Here is an 18,941-nt window from a genome sequence, read left to right as displayed (position 1 = left end):
AGCTATTTCCCAGTGATTCCTGCGCACTTGATCTCACTCGTTCTCATGTCGCAAGCCGCGGACTTTCTAGACCAGCGTGCGGTTAAGAAACTACGATACTACAGGCAACCATCGCAGTTCGCTCCGTGATAACTCAGCCGTGAATGATGGCCTCATGAAGGTGCCATAATAGAGGAAGATATATCACAGTCCATGTCTGCGGCTTGATCCAACTTGTAGCAGAGATATTCCACAAATTCCCTCATCTCATCGACGGAACTCATTGCCCGACTGTAACTGCCTGCCATTGTCAGAATCATCGGCAAGCCGCTTCCTTGAATGTATAGATGGGCAGGTTCCCGCTCTCCTGACCATAGATGGTCAACAAAATCCATTATCACTTGTATTGCCGTCGCATCATCAAAACTAAGTTCGCCAGCCAGTCTAAATCGGTCTTTTTCAACTCTATATGGAAGAAGCAGCGGAACAGCTCCAGCCTGAACGCTTCTCCTTGTTTCTCAAACGCACCATGCGCCATGAGGTTTCGAAGCTGTCGCTGTATCAAAACCAAACGGTGAAATAGCGATTTTGTCTTCCTTTCATTCAAATCCAGTACACACCTTCTGGATGCCCCTTACACTTTTCGAGCGCTGCTTATACTGCGCAAGCGATTGGTGCCTCTCTGTATGGCGGCTACATCCTCGTCATTCAAATACGGGCCAGTACCCAGCGTGAGTCCATGTCCTATTGAGCAGAAGGTGTTCCTTGGTACAGTGTCTGCACTCCTACCGATGTAGAGATGCGAATGGCGTGTGCAGATTGAATTTGTTGGCTAGATGGAGGGGATTGACAGGATCGCAACGGTTGACGGAGTTGAACGGGTTGTCGGGATTATATCGATTGAGAGGGTTCGCCGGATTGCCGGGGTCAAATCGATTGATTGTGTTAAATGTCCATGGTGGATTAGGTCGGGGCGGTGCCCGATTGAACACCGCTCAACCCCGTTAAGGGAACAGTGAGAGACCTGCTCTCCACACGTCACTTCGGCATGCACTCTGCCCTACATGAAAGATTTCTAATCTGGCCTTAATGTCGCCTTCATCTTTGATTGCTACTGTGACCTGCGGTGAAGGATCTCAACAGAGGAGGCTGCGCGATGGAATGCCGGAAATGCCGCGGGCTCATGATCGAGGAGTGGTTGGCGGACGAACTCGATGAGGCCTATGTCTGGCGCTGTGTGAACTGCGGATCCGTCATGGACCGGATGATCGAACGCAATCACCAGCACAGGGTGGGAGCGGCAACAACGGCGCCATGCGGGAAGTCATAAGGAACGCAGTCCATCGCTGCTGATCACGATTTGCCCAGGGTCACGTGCAGCACGTGCTCTTTGCCTTCCCGCAGGACGCGGAGAGCGACTCGCTGGCCCGGGACGGTGCGCTCGATAAGATAGTTCTTTAAGTGCGCACCGTCGGCAATGTCGGTGCTTTCGATTGCCAGTAACACATCTCCCTTTTGCACGCCCCCTTCACGCGCCGGCCCATTGGCTTCGGCCACTGCCACGCGCCAGCGGGTGCCCATTCGCACCGCGGTCAGAGCCGTCCCCAATTTTGAAAAGCCGGGCTGCTCGCCATTAATCAGCGCCGACGTGACGCGATGAACCAATTGGCCGGGAGAGGCAAAGGCCAATGGACTGCACGGCTGTTCTCCACGATCAGACGTCGTTTGAATCATGGCATGCATGATGCCGATCAACTCGCCTCTGGCATTGAAAAGGCCTCCACCCGAATTACCGGCGCACACCGAGAGATCGATTTGAAATAAGCGCGTGTCGACGGTGGGCAGGAAGGTGCTGGGATTTCCGATGCGGCCAAAGGCGATAGCGGGTCCCCATCCCAAGGGATACCCGATTGTGAACACTTCCTCCCCTGGCTCGGGATCACTCGGTGCGATCGAGACGTTCGGCAGTCGGCCTGACATCTCTTGCGGCAAACGATACACGGCCAGGTCCAGAAATGCGTTGACCCCTACGAGAGCGGCCGACACTTCATCAAGATCTGCCGTGAGGACCGTGATCTGTTTCGCCAGGGCGCGCCGGCCGGCCTCATCCTGCTCGGCGACGTGGCGAGCCGTCAGAAGGTAGCCATCGTGGACATGAAGGGCTGTTCCTCGCATCACGAAATGGGCTTTGCCGCCCTGGCGCTGAGCATCCTCACCGGGCTGCAAGACACCGAGCGTCGCGCGTTTCGCCTGTTGGATACCCGTGGGTGAGCGGCGTTCTTGGCCTTCGGCCATGCCGATGGTTGGCCAGATAAGCAACAGCAGCACGCCCGCCACGATGGCCCGTCGATGCTGATGCGTGTATGTCCTTGCTTGGCCGAGAGCTATCACGCGACACGCCAACGTCATCGGCGTTCTCGTGAACGAACTTGCCGATTGTCATTGGCGCTGCCGGACGCGCCTGATGCCTGGCTGGAGGGGGAGGGAGGGGACTGCCGCGCGATCTGAAAAACACCACCGGGCCGGCTCGGAGCTGTGTCGCTACCAATGCGGGTGTACCACCAGCGACCTTGCCCTTTAGCTGCGTTTTGCATGAACGTCACCTCGAATTCACCATCTCGATCATTGTCTCGCTGCGACCAGAATCCTTTCCAGACGCCGCCTGAGAACGTAGTCGTAATAAATTGACCATCTTTCCAATCATACGTTCCACGCCCATATTCATTCAGCGTAATCAGAATGGTTTGTCCACTTTCCTCGTATTTCCACGTGCCGGCGAGTGAAGGATATGGCGTTGCCGCCGTGGTGGGCGGCATCACCGCTGCCTGTGAATGCTGCAGGTGCCCCCCGGTGTCCTTGACACACCCGAGGATCATAGCGGTTAGAAGAAGAGGCGAGAAGGCGATCGCTCTGCTGCACCGTTGCCAACGAAGTCGTATCGGTCTGCGTCGTCCGACCATCCTTAACTCCTCGTCATCTTGCGATATCGAATTCGGTGCGGTTGTTCCGCGTCCCTGCCGAGCCGCTTCTTACGATCCGCTTCATACTCGCTGTAGTTCCCGTCGAACCATGCCACCCGACTATCGCCTTCAAACGCCAGGATGTGAGTGGCAATGCGGTCCAAAAACCAACGATCGTGGCTACTGACGACCGCACACCCTCCGAACCGTTCCAATCCCTCTTCGAGGGCACGCAACGTATTGACGTCCAGATCGTTCGTCGGTTCATCGAGTATTAACAGATTGGAGCCTTCTTTCAGCATTCGTGCCAGATGCACCCGGTTGCGCTCGCCACCCGACAGATCCTTGACCTTTTTTTGTTGTTCGGTGCCGCCGAAGTTGAATCGTCCACAATAGGCACGTGAATTGACCTCCACTTTGCCCAGCTTGAGCGTGTCCTGACCGTCTGAGATTACTTCCCACACCGTTTTATTCGCATCCAAGGTTCGATCCTGGTCTACGTAACCCAGTTTGACTGTCTCACCGATTGTCAGTGTGCCCGCATCCGCCTTATCCTTGCCGACAATCATCCGAAACAGGGTGGTCTTTCCCGCTCCGTTCGGCCCGATCACGCCCACGATGCCGCCGCGCGGCAGACTAAAACTCACATCCTCAAACAGCACCTTATCGCCAAACGCTTTGGCGAGCCCTTTGGCTTCGACGACGACATCCCCCAAGCGCGGTCCCGGCGGCACATAAATTTCGAGATCATCAGCCTGCTTGTCCTGTTGCTCCCCGAGCAATTCCTCATATCGGGTCACACGAGCTTTGCCTTTCGCATGCCGGCCTTTGGGCGACATCCGGATCCACTCCAACTCGCGCTCCAGCGTCTTTCGCCGTTTCGATTCAGCCTTTTCCTCTTTTTCCAGCCGCGCCTGCTTCTGCTCCAGCCAGGACGTGTAGTTCCCTTGAAACGGAATGCCTTGACCGCGGTCCAGCTCCAAAATCCACCCGGCTACATTATCGAGAAAGTACCGGTCGTGGGTGACCGCGATCACGGTGCCCTTATATTGTTGAAGGTGCTGCTCGAGCCACCCGACCGATTCGGCGTCGAGATGATTCGTGGGTTCGTCCAACAGCAGAATATCCGGCTCTTGAATGAGGAGCCGGCACAGCGCTACACGACGCCGCTCACCACCGGAAAGCACATCGATCTTGCTATCTGGCGGCGGACACCGAAGCGCATCCATCGCCACCTCGAGTTCGTTCTCCAATTCCCATCCGTTGGCCGCCTCGATCTTTTCTTGGAGCTGACTTTGCTTCTCCAAGAGTTTTTCCATTTCTTCCGGCGAGATGTTTTCACCGAGCTTGTTGCTGACGGTCTCATAGTCGCGCAACAGCGAGACGACCTCGGCGCGGCCTTCTTCGACAATTTCTTTGACGGTCTTGGTTTTGTCGAGCTGCGGTTCCTGCTCCAGCAATCCGACCGTATAGCCCTTGGACATGGTGATCTCGCCGATATAGTCCTTATCGAGACCGGCGATGATTCGCAGTAACGTACTCTTGCCTGAACCGTTGAGCCCGATCACTCCGATCTTGGCGCCATAATAGAACGAGAGATAAATGTCTTTTAGGACCTGCTTCTTCGGTGGATGGACCCTGCCCACACCGATGAGCGAAAAAATTACTTGCTTGTCATTAGCCATGCATCCTCCGGTTATCAACCAGAAGCTTTGTACCGCACCGATCCCCCCATACGCAATGTGATTCCGACGTGCCCACCCTGTCGGACAGCGCCTACTAGCATAATGATGCAGCACGCAGTATCATCATTCACCCGGAGGTGTCGGCATGCTGCCTATAGCATTGCTCATCGCCTTACTGATCCTCACCTGGGGCGCCGCAGTGGTGTCGGTCTATATGGAATCTGACGATTCCGGCCGCACGCCTGATGAAACCGGCCAGGATGAGGACTATTACAACGCCGCATAACGGCGTTAACTGACTAAGGCACGTACTGCGGCAGATGCTCTGAGTGCCGCGGAGGGTGCGGTGTACCTTCGGTCCTTCCTCCTGTAAGTTCCGATTCTCCCACGATTTCCATCCTTCGCTTTTGCTTGTGGTATGGTAAGCGACCGTGCATATTCCCGACCCAACGAGCACTCGCCCTTCCACGAACGGCGCACCCGTTCCTGTACCGGCAGTCGTACGGCGCTCCCGGTGGCGCGCGCTGGCGCATCGCAATTACGCCCTCTTTTTCACCGGCCATGGCCTCTCGCTGTGCGGAACCTGGATGCAAAGTATGGCATTGGCCTGGCTGGTCTATCGGCTCAGCGGCTCCCCATTTCTGCTCGGGCTCGTGGAATTTGTGGCCCGCGCGCCGATCCTCGTGTTCGGCATCGTGGGTGGATTGTTCGCTGACCGCTGGCCACGGCGGGAACTGATGATCATCGCGGAAGCCTCTTTGCTCGTACAGGCGACTCTCCTCGCCATCCTGACCTTGACCGGCACGATCACCATCGAATGGATTCTGCTGCTCGCGTTGCTGTTGGGTATCTTCAGTGCGCTCGAGATTCCCGTCCGGCAATCGTTCGTCGCCGATCTCGTGCCTCGCCAAGACATTCCTTCAGCGATTGGATTGAACTCTTCACTCTTTAATGCGGCGCGAATTGTCGGCCCCTCATTGGCAGGGCTTATCGTCGGCCTCGCTGGAGAAGGGGTGTGCTTCGCCATCAATGCCGTCAGTTTCTTGATTATTCTGGTGTGTCTTTGTGCCATGCATCTTGAGCCTAAGCCCCGACAGCATACCGGCAATGCGTGGGCGCAGTTACAGGAAGGCGTGCGCTATGCCTGGCACACTCCGCATGTCCGGGCCGTGCTGTCCGTGACCGCCATGCTGAGCATCGTGTCCATGCCGTACAGTACCTTGTTGCCTGTGTTCGCCCGGGACATCCTCCACCGTGGACCGGAAGGATTGGGGGCCCTCATGGCAGCAAGCGGCATCGGAGCGCTCGCCGCCGCATTGCGCCATGCCGGGCGGGATACCGTGAAAGGCCTCGGGCGCGCGATTGCGCGAGCAGTCGCACTCTTTGGAGTGTCATTGATGGCTTTCTCGGCCAGTTCCCTCTTTTGGGTTTCGATCGTGGCAATGGTCGGGATCGGATTTGGCATGATCAGTAGCCTCGCGGGCATCAATATTTTGTTGCAGAGTTTAGTGCCGGATGCCCTGCGCGGCCGCGTCGTGAGTTTTTTCACGACCCTCTCATTAGGCCTGACGATCTTTGGCAGTATGTTGGCGGGAATCGGCGCCACCTATTTGCCGGCCCCGGTCATCGTCCTGATTGGCGGATTCATCACCTTACTGACGGCCGGTGTATTCTGGCGCTCGTTACCGGCGATACGACGACACATTCGAGAACACGGCCTTATTCCCCCCGAACAAATGACTGCATCGTGATGGCCCTTATACCGGGGCGCGATCCCAATATCGGCCGGCTTGCTCAACACACTCTGACGGCTTCAGGCCTTCTATGTGAATTCATCCCAAAGGTGGGTCTTCATGGTCTTCGCCTGTGAGAGCAACGGTTTCCTTCCCTTCCGCTTCTTGTAGTTCCGACAGGATCCCTTCAAGAACCTGGCGTCGCTGTTGAATGGCTTTCTTCGGCAAATCCTGAGCCGATTGCTCTTGTGCGGATTCAGGCAAGTTGACCAACGTTTCAGCTTCGGCCAGCGTCGCATACTTGTAGGCCTCAACACGTGCATCGGCCGGTCCGAAGTGACGGCCCAAGAGCTCTTCTATCTCATCATCGAACTGAGCCAGCTCCTGTTCATTGGCTTGCCGGTGACCCAAGGCTTCCAATCTTTCAAGTTGTGCGTTCAATTGAGTAATTCTGGTGATCGGCGAAAAGGACGAATTGGTATTCGGCATAACATCCTCCTTACGAGAGACAAGCGTGCCCTCCGCATGTACAGCAAGAGCCGGGCCTCATTGTTTTCAACTGAACGGTTATCGAACTGCTGATTTATCAAAGTGCTCCAACCTACGGGCCCGAATCGAGCGATCGAAAGCGACCCAACCGCTCGGAGCAAATTGTCCGGGCAGGACACTCCATCTCGCGCAGACTGGCTAACCCTTGCATTGCCCCGTTGATCGCGAACACTCTATAATTCCGCCAATGAAGCGTCTCGCCGACAAGGTGACTATCGTCACGGGAAGCAGTAGCGGAATCGGAAAAGCGATCGCGCGCGTCTTTGGGCGGGAAGGCGCCCGTGTTGTTGTGGCGGCCAGACGGCAGAACTTGTGTGAGCAGACGGCCGCGCAGGTTCATGCCGACGGCAGTCAGGCCATTTCAGTCCCAACGGACGTGACCGACGAGTCGCAAGTGGATCATCTCATAGCCGAGACGGTTCGGCAGTACGGGCGACTCGATATTCTGGTGAACAACGCCGGGATAGGAGGCGGAGGGCAGATTGTCGATACCAGTACGGAAACTTTCGATCGCGTCATCGCGACTAATTTACGAGGGACATTCCTGTGTGCTCGCGCGGGCTTTCGGCAGATGAGAAAAAATGGTGGCGGCGTCATCCTCAACATGTCCAGCGTCGCAGGCGTTCAGGCGTGGTCTGGTACCGGTACATATAGCGCATCTAAGCACGGCATCATGGCATTAACCAAAGCGATGGCGGATGAAGGGCGGCCATACAACATTAAGGTTTGTGCGATCTGCCCCGGCGGGGTTGCGGACGAACTAGTGGACGCTTCCCCTGAGGACATTGAACGCAGTGGTGCGATCAGCCCATTTGATGTGGCAGAGACCTGTGTCTACCTGGCCACGCTCGGACCGAATTCGATCGTGCAGCAGATCGTCCTCGATCGGAGAATGGCGGATTGGTAAGGAGGGTCGCATGACACCGCAAGTAGTCCGGGTTCACCTTCATTGCTGTCGGCCAGCCGCTGATGCCTCTAGCTCCTCTAAGCCGCGCAGAAACGTCGCAATGCCGTGACACGTTGCTCTTTGACCCGTCGTCGGTATAGGCGATGGTGAAGCCCTCTACAGGGCCACCTGCCATTCTGTATTGATGTCTGCTAAGAAGGATATGAAACATTATGGTGAAGCCGGGCCGGTATCGGCATTATAAGGGAAACGAGTACGAGGTGATCGGATGCGCTCGACACTCTGAGACGGAAGAAGAGTTCGTGGTGTATCGAGCCCTATACGGCGATCGTGGATTGTGGGTCAGGCCGAGCGCCATGTTTATGGAGGAGGTTCTGATCGAGGGCAAGCGAGTCCCGCGCTTTTCACTGTTGCTGGACGGGAAGCATCATGAGCGTTGATTGGCGTCGAGGTGCAAGACGGCTGGCGTGGGCCGTCTTCTTGGTTCCGATCGTGCTCTTTCTGGCGTACCTGGTGTTTGTTCTCAACTGGAGTTTTTCGGATGGGGACCGCGTCGGATATCTCCAAAAATTTTCGCATAAGGGCTGGCTTTGCAAGAGTTATGAGGGTGAAATGGCGATGACGACGGTGCCCGGGGTCGCGCCTATGATATGGACGTTCAGTGTCTGGGACAAATCCGTCGCGGATCAAGTCAATGCATTGCTGGGAAAGAAGGTCCTGCTGCACTATCGGGAGTTTCGCGGCATCCCAACCGACTGTTTTGGTTCTACCGATTACTTTGTGGATGGCGTACAGGAGGTTACGGATTAATTCGAATATCCGTGAATGCCGTTGCCAAGCGGTTGAGATGGAGGCCTGCTGATTTCACTCGCCCACCTTGGGGGCGCCAAGAGGCGTCCCACCCCGCGAGTTTCTCGCTCGTGAGGAGCGACGCAGGCGTACTTGCGGTCCGTCGAGGAGACGGAACGAGAAAAGCGCCGCCGGACGAGAGGATCGGCACTGGTCGGTGTTCATGAATGATCCCGGCTAGCGTCCTTCACACAATGGCGAACCCCGGCTTGCAGCACAGCGCGTTTATCGCCCGATCGGTCGGCATCGTCGCGATTGCATCGGGATTCATCATGGGCATGTACGGATTGGATCATCCCGACTCGGTGTGGCTTCGGACCTCGTTGGGATTGATTGTCACCGGCATGTTGGCGCAAGGATATGCTCTCTATTGTTCCCTTCGTCGAATACGAAATCAGAATCGTCCACCTCGATAATAGCGGTAGCGCCACAGGGATGTTATGAAGTTTTGCAGTGATTGCGGGTCGCCGGTCTCGCGTAGAATCCCGCCGGGAGACCTACTCTCGCGATTCGTTTGCGATAGCTGTCAGACGGTCCATTATCAAAACCCTAAGATTGTCGTCGGGTGTCTCCCGGAATGGGGCGACGAACTCCTGCTATGCCGCCGTGCCATCGATCCACGGACGGGATTTTGGACGTTCCCGGCCGGATTCATGGAACAAGGTGAGAGCGCCGAACAGGCCGCCGCACGCGAGACGTTAGAAGAAGCCGAAGCCGAGGTCGAGATTGCATCACTCTATGCCGTCTTCAGCCTTCCGCACATCAGCCAGGTCTATATGATTTTCCGCGGTACCATGCGGACCCCGGATTATGGCGTCGGAAGTGAAAGCCTCGAAACGAAGCTCTTCCATCACGACTCGATTCCATGGGATACCTTGGCATTTCCGGTCATTGCCGAAGCGCTGCGTCGCTATGTCGAGGACAAAGGTCGCGGCATGTTCGACGTCCACCTCGGAGTCGTGGCTCCACGGAAAATCTAAAGACCATGCGATGCGTCCGATTCGCCTTTCTCTTTTTGCTGGCATGCTGGGCATTTCCCGTTGGGTTCTCACTCGCCCAAGACACACCGGTTGCGCTTGAAGAACGAGCGGCCACTACAGAACAACAGCCGGCCTCCACGGAAGAGAAACGACCCTATACACTCACCGTCGGCGTTCGTGAATGGATCAGCCAGGGACGAAGCGCGCATAACATTGGCGCGCCGGACGGGCATCCGAATGTGCTATCAGAATTGACGTGGAGAGGCATGAATAGTGTGGTGACAGAGCTGAATGCCGATCTTATCTTTCAGCGTTTTGTGATGACCGGCTCCATCGGGTACGGAACCATCGGAAGCGGGACTCTGCGCGATCAGGATTGGGCGGGCGACAACCGAACACAAAAGATATCGGAAACGCTCTCGCGTTCGGATAACGGCAGTGTCCTGATGATTTCTGTCACCCCCGGAGTAAGGGCGTTTCAATGGACGGCGGAGGACAATCCGGTGTTGGGCGGAGTGGACATACTGCTGGGTTATCAATACTGGCGCGAGACGTATGCTGCCTACGGTGTCCAGAATATTTTCCCCGGCGGTCCGGGTATACCCAGCAACATAAATGCCCTGACACAAACCAATACCTGGCACAGTCTTCGCCTCGGCACGCGTATTATCGTCCCGATCTTGTCCCGGATCGCGCTGAAGGGAAGCGTCTTCTATATCCCCTTCACGTCGTACCGCAACGAAGACATCCATCATTTACGGACCACTGGACCCGGTGCGCTCCGGCAAGACCCTAGTTTTTTAACGACTGCCAGTGGCGGCAGTGGCGTGCAATTGGACGGATCGCTCTCAGTACGGGTGTGGCGGCAACTGACTCTGGAAGCCGGGTACGCCTATTGGGATATCCGGTCGGGCAGTGGGACGGTCCAAGCATATCCCGCCTCAGGAGGTATCGTCCAGGAACCGCTCAATGTGGAGAACACACGTCGTCAGGGCGTATTCTTCGCCGTGAATTGGATCTTTTGATTGCATAACGGAGGATGCTGACGGCGTGATGGAGAGTGAGACGCTCACGCACCTTGGGCATGGAGAAATTCGAAGAGGCGTTTGTTTTCACGTGCGCTGCGCAGGAATTTAAAGCCGATCCGCTTGGCATTCACGGACCGTACCATCGCGGCCACTTCCACGGGCATCCCCTCCTCACCGAGAAACAACTGTAAATAGAAAATATCGTCGATCTGGACGATTGTCTCGCATTCGATGATGCATCCGCCCATTGAAATATCCCTGATCATACCGGTTCCGCGAATGCGGCCTCCCGAGAAGGACAGCGCGAGTCGAACCGGGATGCGTTTATGTTCGCGACGGTCCAGGAGATGGTTCGAGTAGCGGCGCCCCACGTGAAAAGCCAGGAATCGGTGACTGCACGCCTGGCACCGAAAGGGTGCCACGAGCAGCAGCATGGCCACACGTTCGGCATAGTTAAAACAGTGCGACCGCAGGACGTCATTTTTCCCACAGTCAGGACAGCGAAGGACTCGTGCCATCGACGACTCGCATCGTGAAGAATTCACGTGTTCTGGTCAGAGTATAGCTGACTTATGGTTTTTTGCTCTGCAGTGCCGGGCAGAGACTGGCGGGGTTCACACCTTTTCTGCCATGAGATACACTGATACTGTCGAGGAGGGGAAAGGCTATGGCCAGGAATCGAGATTTAGAAATCCTCCGGCAGGCCGTCCGGCAAGCCGGACAACAAGTGTTGAAGCTGGCCGCAGAAGGATTTGAGACCCATATCAAGAAGGACCGCTCGCCAGTGACAACGGCAGATTTGGCGGTCAATCAAATCCTGCATGAACGGCTTCTGACAGCGTTTCCGCACGATGCCTGGTTATCTGAGGAGAGTCCGGACGGGCCACGACGTTTGGAGAACAAACGGGTCTGGATCATCGACCCGATCGACGGTACAAAGTATTTTATGCGGGGGGTCCCGCAATATGCCATCTCAGTCGCGCTCGTCGAATCCCACCAACCCGTCGTAGCCGCCGTCTATAATCCCGCCACAGACGAACTATTTTCTGCCGCTCGCGGGATGGGCGCATGGCTCAACGGCCAATCCATACATGTCACGCCGGTGTCCGACGGTCGACCCGTCGTCTTGGTGAACCCCCCTGCTTTGGAAAGAGGCATCTTCCGGGCAATTGAAGCGGCCGCCGAGTGCCGCCCGATGGGTTCGATCGCATACACGTTAGCCCAGGTCGCCGCCGGCCGAGCCGATGCCACACTGAATCTGGACGGATTAAACGAATGGGACGTGGCAGGCGGTGTACTGCTCGTCGAAGAAGCGGGCGGAATGATAATGGATCGCAATGGCAGCCCGCTGTCGTTCAACCAACCAACCACCACGATTCGTGGCATCTTAGCAGCGAACAAGGACCTGCTCGATCGTTTGCTGACCTTCACTCATACCTTATCTCGATAAATTTTCTCTGCACCTGGGATTCCACTCGGTCCGACAGCGAGGCGTGGCGCTCGCGTACAGCGATTCGTGTTCTCCCACGGATAGCCCCTAGGCGGAGCCCGCACATAGAGTGATAGCAGTACAGTGTGTTGGTAGTGTTTGACCAACGGGCAATCCGTACAAAGGAGGCACAATGTCGACCATCGAAAAATCCATCGAAGTCAATGTTCCTATCAGAACTGCGTACAATCAGTGGACACAATTCGAGGATTTTCCCAAATTCATGGAAGGCGTCAAGGAGGTCAAGCAGCTGGACGATAAGCGGCTGCAGTGGAAGGCTGAAATTGGCGGCAAAGAAAAGGAATGGGACGCCGAAATCACCGAGCAGATCCCTGACAAGCGTATTGCGTGGCGGAGCCGGACGGGCGCTCCGAATGGTGGCGTCCTGACGTTCCATGAGATTTCGCCGACGACCACGAAGATCATGCTGCAGCTGGAATATGACCCTGAGACCTTCGTCGAGAAGGCGGGCGATGTCATCGGGGTGGTTTCAATGCGGGTTGAGGGCGATCTCCAACGCTTCAAGGACTTCATTGAATCCCGTGGCCAAGAGACGGGCGCCTGGCGTGGAGCAATTAAAGGCGGTGATGTCCGCAAAACGGGTTGAGAATTGATTCACCACCTTTTCTGTTAAGGGAGGCCTTCATGGCTCACAAAACAGAGACGACTATTCCGACTCCGATACAAGTGCAAAAATTTCTCGGAGGGGTTGACTATCCAGCAGATAGGGGCTCATTGGTAGAACGAGCGAGTGAAAACGGCGCAGATGAAAACGTGCTCACCGCCCTTAGCAAATGAGCGAGAAAACATACAAGAGTCCGAATGATGTCTCCGAAGAACTGGGCAAGTTACGGTAATGCGTAAGGTGCGGTTCGAGTAGATGTGTGGCGGCCTCCAGACGTGCTCTGGGGGTCGCCGAGGCCTTCCTACCCCATTATCATGTCCTTGAGTTTCGTCAGTGATCTGCGTTTCTCCCGTCTGATATAATCCCGCCTTTGCGCGTTCAGGGTCACCTGCATGAAGATCGCCACATTTAACGTCAATTCGATCCGCATTCGTTTGCCGATTGTCCTGCAATGGCTGGAGCGACATCAGCCCGATGTCCTGTGTCTTCAGGAGACCAAGGTGCAAGACGAGCAATTTCCCGTCCTGGCCTTCGTCAGTACAGGGTATCATGTGGCCTATCGAGGCATGAAATCCTATAACGGCGTCGCCGTGCTCAGTCGCAAAGCTCCGGAGGCTGTCTTTTATGGGTTTGACGATCAGGCGCCCGAACCGGATGATGAGCGGCTCATGCGCGTCGTGATCGACGGGATTCCAATTATCAACACCTACGTCCCCAATGGTTTCAAAATCGATTCACCCAAATATACCTACAAGCTCGGCTGGTATATGCGTCTGCGGATGTATTTTGAGAAACACCTTTCTCCCGACCGACCGGCGGTCTGGTGCGGGGACATGAATGTCGCTCCCGAACCGATCGATGTCCATAGTCCTGAAAAACATCTGAAGCACGTCTGTTTTCACGAAGATGCGCGACGGGCCTATAAAGAGACGCTGGCCTGGGGATTTACCGATGTCTTCCGGAAGCTGTATCCCGATCGGCAGCAGTTTACGTTTTGGGATTACCTGCGCCCTAGCTCCCTCGATAAGGATAAGGGATGGCGGATCGACCATATCCTTGCGACCGGACCGATGGTCGACAGATGTACCAAGGTCGAGGTCGACATCGAACCGCGCCGCGCCGCGTCACCCTCGGATCACACATTTCTATGGGCCGAATTTTCAGGATGTTGATACACGTTCCCGGCTTCGTTCTCGCGGCCTTGCTGAGAAACGCTTCCAAACATCTGCCAGCGAGGCTGGAATTCCTATAACCATATGAGACAGGACTTGAAAGCACAGCGGGGCGTGCTCCTGGTCGGACATGGCGGCATTCCGAAGGATTACCCTCGCGAGCTGATAACAAAGCTCAAAACCCTGGAAGCCCGACGACGAGCCGGAAAAACTGAGCCGACCGCCGAAGAAGTTGAACTCGATCGGCGCATCCGACAGTGGCCAAGGACTCCTGAGACAGACCCTTACCAAGCGGGCTTCGAGACGCTGGCTACCCACCTCAAAGGATTATTAGAGGGGATACGCTTCGCGCTTGCCTATAACGAATTTTGTGCACCAACTGTAGACGAAGCGCTGGAAGAGATGATTCAGGCAGGTGTCGTCACAATTACGGTCGTTCCATCCATGCTGACCCCGGGTGGCAGCCATTCTGAAATTGAAATCCCTGAAAGCCTGGAGCGCATTCGTGTGCGCTTTCCTCATACGGATATTCGCTATGCCTGGCCCTTTGACCTTCCGGCGGTGGCCACCATGCTCGCAACCCAACTGCAGCGTTTTGGCTCCTGACCGTCCCCGCGGCTCCAAGGGGAATGATATAATCCCAGCGATTACTACTACATCAAGACGCGATGAACCGCTTTATCCATTTTCTCACGATTCAGGCCTCCATCGGGATGATGGCCGTCGCTGCCCATCCTGCTCTCGAGGCTCATGATGCCCTCGCAGCAGACGCGCCGTCTGAAATAACCGAGAATGCCGCGCCTCAAGCTGCCGCGCCTTCTGCCGAACCCGCCCCGAAGGCTTCTTCCGAAGAACCCGAACCGCTTGAACCTGTTGAATCTCAGGCAGAGCCGCATCCTGCGGAAACACATCATGTGCTGGGCGTGACCAGGCTCAATGCCGGCGATCTCATCGGAGCCATCGAAGAATTACGCGAGGCGCTTCGCGTGCAGCCTGAATTCACCGACGCTCGGATGAGCCTCGGCACCGCGCTCTATCAAATGGGCGACCTCGAGGGCGCGACTGAGGCCTACCAGGGCGCGCTTCGCACACATCCCGATCTCGTCCAGGCGCACGTGAATCTTGCCACCGTCCACATGGCCAAACGTGAATGGGCGTCCGCCCGGAATGAATTGCAGTCCGCGCTTCAGCTCCAACCCGATTTGGTTCGGGCGCATTACGCGCTCGGCGTCGTTCGATATGGCTTAGGGGACCGCCGAGGGGCGATCGAAGCGTATCGCGCGGCTTTGGAGCTCAAACCTGATTACGCCGACGCCCACTATAACCTCGGGTTGCTCCTCAAATTGGCGAACCAGGAAGCGGAAGCGGCACAGGAGTTTTATGCCGCGGCTTTGGCCGGCATGCCGAAAGCTCAGTATTTTCTCGGGAGCGCACATGCCTCCGGACGGGGAGTAGAGCGGGATCTCGTGGTGGCCGTGCAATGGTGGTTTCGCGCCGCCGAGCAACACGAGCCGCAAGCTATCGAGGCCCTCTCACAACTACGCCAGAGCGTCTTCACGAAGAACAAGCGTCCGGCCGGAGAGCGCGATGCGATCATTCACGCCTTTGCGGAATTCAGAAACGAGTTGTGGAAGGAGTATCCTGAATTCGACCGGCAGGCCAGCGATTGCGTCGGCGCCGCGCTGATACAACAGGACCGTCTGCGGGAAGCCCTGCCGGTACTTCTTCAAGAAGCGATGGCGTTGAGCGAACCGGCTCAGGCTGCTCTGGAAGCGCTCTACGAACGCGGAGTGGAAGGCGAACTGGCGCCGTATGATGCGCGCATCCAGGCGTTCTTTAAGATGACCGCTGAGGAAGGCGTGCCCCGTCCGCGTCTGGTGATGGCACGTGTGTACGCGCACGGGCTTGGCGTGCCGCAGGATATCAAGAAGGCCAAGGCGCTCTTAAGGGGAGAATCTTCAGACGAAGCCAAAGCCCTTCTGCGGGACATTTCCGCCTTGCAGCCGAACCAGCAGTCATCGGGAAAATCGAAGTCCGCGTCGAATGCATCGCCATAATACGCTCCCCATAGTGAAGAGTCTCGTACGATCGACAGCCGGGATAGCCTCTATCATTGCGGTCGTGAGTCTTCTCGCTGTCTCGCTGCTCGAACGCCTGGCTCCCACATCAGTGACTGCCGCCGTCGACGGGAGCCTCTACGACACCTGGGTGCGCGTCCGTGCCCCTCTTCAAGTCAGTCCATCCCTGGTTTTTATCACACGAACCATCGAAACCGATATTCGCTTCGGCACCGGCGCTCTAGATCACGCACTGTTAGCGCGCATGATTACGGCGCTCAATCGTGCCGGGGCCTCAGTGATCGGTCTCGATATCGAGCTTGAGCGCTCGGACTCGCGAGGGCATAGCGCAGCCGGCGATGCCATGCTGATTGAAGCGACGCGTGTGGCCGGTCGCCTGGTGTATCCGCTTCCAGCACGCTTCGTCACCGTCGATCAGACTGAACCGACCGCGCCTCATCTCATTCATTCCAGCTGGCCGACGCTCACGCCGCGGCAAGCGCGCGTTGTTCGTCCCATCGCGCCGACCAGCGATGAACTGCCCGCGCTTCACCAATATGCTTTGAGTATCGGGCACATCCTGTCGAATAATGCGGGTGACGACCGTCGAGCTCTGCTGTTCACACGTATGGGCGATCGCGCTGTGCCGGCCTTTGGGCTTGCGCTGGCCGCATCTTTTCTTCAAGTGGCTCCCCAAAATACCGGGATCCGGCCGGATCAGATCGTCCTCCACGAGGCACGGCTTCCTGACGGACAGACCCGCAAGATTACCATTCCCGTTGACCGCGACGGACAGCTCATCATCAACGAGGCACGCAAAGCCGATCTGTTCTCACAGTCGTATCCGTTCATCCAGATATGGGACGCCATCGACCACGGCGACATGGATCAATTGCAGGAATGGGTGGGTGGCAAAGTCGTCCTGATTCTTGTTGATGACGCGCAAGCTGGGACCAGTGGGACTCCGCTGGATCGCAGGTCTGGGGGGGCCCTGATCCACGCACAGCTGCTCAATACGATTTTGACCGAGCAGTGGGTCACAACTTCGCCGGCCATTCTGACCGGCATCACGGCCCTCCTCGTCGGCGCTCTAGCCTCCTGGCTGCTGCTCTCCATGCGCGGCTGGCTCGCGATTACCGCGGTCGTATTTCTGGGCTTGGGGTATATCGCGCTGGCGGTGGTCGCGCTCTGGTCCGGTCATCTCGTTCTGCCATTGTTGACTCCCCTGGCGGCGCTGACTGTCGCTGCGGGAGGCACGTCGCTCTGGATACATTTCACTGCCTCGCATCGCATCGGCCTGCTTGAGACGAAGATGCAGAAGATCCAACAAGAGCTGGCTGTCGTACGCGAAGATTTGGTACGGCGCGAATCGGTGGTAGAAAGTCTGGAAGAGGACTTGGATGCTGCGCGCGCCGCCGTGGCTCGGTCCACCGGGAAGGAACAGGAGCTCGCACGCTCTGCCGAGGCCTTGAGAACCCAGTTGGCGGATGCCACGAGGCAGGAAGAGTCGAGCCGCATCCTGTTACAAAAACTGGAACATGAGTTGTCGGGTCTTCGGGTCGCCTCCGCCCAACCGGCGGGAATGCCTGAGCCCGAGCAGGAAGATCTGCGCCAGGAATGTGAGCAACTCGGGATCGTCACGCGTGATCCGCATGTCCTGAACGTCTTTCGGGATCTCAAAAAAGCCGCACGCTCGTCGCTCTCGATTCTCATCCTTGGCGAAGCGGGAACCGGGAAAGAATTGTTTGCACGGGCTGTGCACCGGCTCAGCGGACCGGCGGCTCAGCCCTTTGTCGCCGTCAACATGGCGGCCATCTCTCCCGAACTGTTTGAAAGCGAGCTGTTCGGCCATGTGAAAGGCAGCTTCACGGGTGCGCTCACCGATCGGAGGGGGTATTTCGAGCAGGCTCATCAAGGAACCATCTTTCTCGACGAAATCGGCGACCTTCGAGTGGATCATCAGAGCAAACTCTTACGGGTGCTTCAGGAACAATCGTTTTATCGGGTGGGGGACAGCAAACCGACCTCCGTCAATGTCCGGGTTGTCGCCGCCACGAATAAGGACCTGCAGCGCGGCGTCATTGAAGGGTGGTTTCGGGAAGATCTGTATTTCCGTTTGAAAGGAGTCGTGCTGCATGTGCCTTCCCTTCGTGAACGGCCACACGACATACGGCTCCTCGCTGAGCGGTGTGTTCGACAGGCAGCGACACAGACCGGTCGCCATGACGTCGCGCTCTCGCAAGACGCCTTGGCGACGCTCCAAGCGCATCGATGGAAGGGCAATGTGCGTGAACTCCAGCAGTGCCTGCAGCAGGCGGTGGCGCTAGCGGAGGGACCACGGATCACACGAGCCGATTTACGGCTGACCACCGATGCCATCGCGCCACCCACGGCGATCAATGCTTCCGCCTCCTCTGCCGTCGACACAAGCGGAGACCCCGCCGTATTGCGGGCGCTGCGTCAGCATGACTTTGACATGCAGGCGACAGCCCGCGCCTTGGGCTGGGATCGCAGCACGGTCACCCAGCGTTTAAAAGGCATGGGTTTCCGTGCGCTGGTCGAAACTGACGGTGATCTGTCCAAAGCAGCCGCGGCGCTGGCCGGGAACGCCTCGCTCACCCGGACCGTCGAACTGAAGCTACAGGAGTATTACGACCACCTGATCAAAACCATCCAGGATTATCAATCCGCCGACGAAGCCATTGCCGCCTGCAAGAAGCGCTTTAAAAACCTCCCGGACCGGCACTTCCAGTCGGTTCAAATCCTGATCCAGCACTACTTTCAAGGGCGTTAATCCTTCTTTTTTTCCGCTGACCGCTTTCCCTTTGACTACCCACGACTTCGTATAGGTCTTCTCTTTGCGGGGATGCGGGGATCTCCCCGCATGACCATGAAGGGACATCCCCACTCGTAGACTGGGCGAAAAGC

General features: G+C 56.8%; 21 protein-coding genes. 16 read left to right on the top strand and 5 right to left on the bottom strand.

Annotated elements, in window-relative coordinates:
- The first annotated feature begins 1,135 nt into the window (after positions 1-1,135).
- On the top strand, positions 1,136-1,309 hold the full coding sequence (locus ACWHYZ_RS23785; RefSeq protein ID WP_447985148.1) for a hypothetical protein: 174 nt from the start codon (positions 1,136-1,138) through the stop codon (positions 1,307-1,309).
- A 23-nt stretch (positions 1,310-1,332) separates the two neighbouring features.
- Here the strand turns inward: ACWHYZ_RS23785 and ACWHYZ_RS23780 are convergent, their stop codons facing one another.
- Genes ACWHYZ_RS23780 through ettA form a run of 3 tightly spaced genes read right to left on the bottom strand, consistent with a single transcriptional unit; the run spans position 1,333 to position 4,624 of the window.
- Complete coding sequence (locus tag ACWHYZ_RS23780; RefSeq protein ID WP_447985147.1) at positions 1,333-2,388, bottom strand: trypsin-like peptidase domain-containing protein; 1,056 nt, start codon at positions 2,386-2,388, stop codon at positions 1,333-1,335.
- Positions 2,385-2,939 (bottom strand): hypothetical protein, encoded by a 555-nt coding sequence (locus ACWHYZ_RS23775; protein WP_447985146.1) that lies wholly within the window; start codon positions 2,937-2,939, stop codon positions 2,385-2,387. Before ACWHYZ_RS23775 ends, ACWHYZ_RS23780 begins: the two co-directional genes overlap by 4 nt.
- 2 nt (positions 2,940-2,941) lie before the next feature.
- Positions 2,942-4,624, bottom strand: a complete 1,683-nt coding sequence (gene ettA, locus ACWHYZ_RS23770; RefSeq protein WP_447985145.1) for an energy-dependent translational throttle protein EttA — start codon at positions 4,622-4,624, stop codon at positions 2,942-2,944.
- A gap of 145 nt (positions 4,625-4,769) precedes the next feature.
- Here ettA and ACWHYZ_RS23765 point away from each other — a divergent pair, with 145 nt between their 5' ends.
- Entirely contained in the window at positions 4,770-4,910 is a 141-nt protein-coding gene (locus tag ACWHYZ_RS23765) for a hypothetical protein (protein WP_447985144.1), read from the top strand.
- A 145-nt stretch (positions 4,911-5,055) separates the two neighbouring features.
- Complete coding sequence (locus ACWHYZ_RS23760; protein WP_447985143.1) at positions 5,056-6,375, top strand: MFS transporter; 1,320 nt, start codon at positions 5,056-5,058, stop codon at positions 6,373-6,375.
- 81 nt (positions 6,376-6,456) lie between these two features.
- Here ACWHYZ_RS23760 and ACWHYZ_RS23755 read toward each other — a convergent pair whose 3' ends face one another.
- Positions 6,457-6,846, bottom strand: coding sequence for a hypothetical protein (locus ACWHYZ_RS23755; RefSeq protein WP_447985142.1), 390 nt, complete (start codon positions 6,844-6,846; stop codon positions 6,457-6,459).
- A 247-nt stretch (positions 6,847-7,093) separates the two neighbouring features.
- On the opposite strand from ACWHYZ_RS23755, the gene ACWHYZ_RS23750 reads away from it, so the two are divergent.
- The 6 genes from ACWHYZ_RS23750 (at position 7,094) to ACWHYZ_RS23725 (ending at position 10,667) form a co-directional block, all read left to right on the top strand.
- Positions 7,094-7,813 (top strand): SDR family NAD(P)-dependent oxidoreductase, encoded by a 720-nt coding sequence (locus ACWHYZ_RS23750; RefSeq protein ID WP_447985141.1) that lies wholly within the window; start codon positions 7,094-7,096, stop codon positions 7,811-7,813.
- A 212-nt stretch (positions 7,814-8,025) separates the two neighbouring features.
- Positions 8,026-8,253, top strand: coding sequence for a DUF1653 domain-containing protein (locus ACWHYZ_RS23745; protein WP_447985140.1), 228 nt, complete (start codon positions 8,026-8,028; stop codon positions 8,251-8,253).
- Entirely contained in the window at positions 8,243-8,623 is a 381-nt protein-coding gene (locus ACWHYZ_RS23740) for a hypothetical protein (protein WP_447985139.1), read from the top strand. Before ACWHYZ_RS23745 ends, ACWHYZ_RS23740 begins: the two co-directional genes overlap by 11 nt.
- 206 nt (positions 8,624-8,829) lie before the next feature.
- Entirely contained in the window at positions 8,830-9,078 is a 249-nt protein-coding gene (locus ACWHYZ_RS23735; protein WP_447985138.1) for a hypothetical protein, read from the top strand.
- Between the two features lie 24 nt (positions 9,079-9,102).
- A complete protein-coding gene (locus ACWHYZ_RS23730) occupies positions 9,103-9,642 on the top strand; it encodes an NUDIX hydrolase (RefSeq protein WP_447985137.1) in 540 nt (179 codons plus the stop codon).
- A 5-nt stretch (positions 9,643-9,647) separates the two neighbouring features.
- The gene (locus tag ACWHYZ_RS23725; RefSeq protein ID WP_447985136.1) at positions 9,648-10,667 is read left to right on the top strand and encodes a hypothetical protein; all 1,020 of its coding nucleotides are present in this window, start codon (positions 9,648-9,650) and stop codon (positions 10,665-10,667) included.
- Positions 10,668-10,711: 44 nt separating this feature from the next.
- Here the strand turns inward: ACWHYZ_RS23725 and ACWHYZ_RS23720 are convergent, their stop codons facing one another.
- The gene (locus tag ACWHYZ_RS23720) at positions 10,712-11,188 is read right to left on the bottom strand and encodes a PilZ domain-containing protein (RefSeq protein ID WP_447985135.1); all 477 of its coding nucleotides are present in this window, start codon (positions 11,186-11,188) and stop codon (positions 10,712-10,714) included.
- Positions 11,189-11,337: 149 nt separating this feature from the next.
- Between ACWHYZ_RS23720 and ACWHYZ_RS23715 the strand changes: the two genes are divergently transcribed.
- The 7 genes from ACWHYZ_RS23715 to ACWHYZ_RS23685 all read left to right on the top strand — a co-directional run bounded on the left by ACWHYZ_RS23715 (position 11,338) and on the right by ACWHYZ_RS23685 (position 18,807).
- Complete coding sequence (locus tag ACWHYZ_RS23715) at positions 11,338-12,120, top strand: 3'(2'),5'-bisphosphate nucleotidase CysQ (RefSeq protein ID WP_447985134.1); 783 nt, start codon at positions 11,338-11,340, stop codon at positions 12,118-12,120.
- Positions 12,121-12,292: 172 nt separating this feature from the next.
- Positions 12,293-12,766: an SRPBCC family protein gene (locus ACWHYZ_RS23710; RefSeq protein WP_447985133.1), complete on the top strand. Its 474-nt coding sequence runs from the start codon at positions 12,293-12,295 to the stop codon at positions 12,764-12,766.
- Between the two features lie 38 nt (positions 12,767-12,804).
- Entirely contained in the window at positions 12,805-12,957 is a 153-nt protein-coding gene (locus tag ACWHYZ_RS23705; RefSeq protein WP_447985132.1) for a DUF2795 domain-containing protein, read from the top strand.
- 219 nt (positions 12,958-13,176) lie between these two features.
- Positions 13,177-13,956, top strand: a complete 780-nt coding sequence (gene xth / locus ACWHYZ_RS23700) for an exodeoxyribonuclease III (RefSeq protein ID WP_447985131.1) — start codon at positions 13,177-13,179, stop codon at positions 13,954-13,956.
- Positions 13,957-14,052: 96 nt separating this feature from the next.
- On the top strand, positions 14,053-14,562 hold the full coding sequence (locus tag ACWHYZ_RS23695; protein WP_447985130.1) for a sirohydrochlorin chelatase: 510 nt from the start codon (positions 14,053-14,055) through the stop codon (positions 14,560-14,562).
- Between the two features lie 62 nt (positions 14,563-14,624).
- A complete protein-coding gene (locus tag ACWHYZ_RS23690; RefSeq protein WP_447985129.1) occupies positions 14,625-16,013 on the top strand; it encodes a tetratricopeptide repeat protein in 1,389 nt (462 codons plus the stop codon).
- A gap of 64 nt (positions 16,014-16,077) precedes the next feature.
- Positions 16,078-18,807, top strand: coding sequence for a sigma 54-interacting transcriptional regulator (locus ACWHYZ_RS23685; RefSeq protein WP_447985128.1), 2,730 nt, complete (start codon positions 16,078-16,080; stop codon positions 18,805-18,807).
- The last annotated feature ends 134 nt before the right edge of the window (positions 18,808-18,941 follow it).

The organism is Nitrospira sp. Nam74, assembly GCF_965152615.1.
The sequence above is the reverse complement of the archived record's forward strand: the minus strand, read 5'-3'. Positions and strand labels throughout refer to the sequence as shown.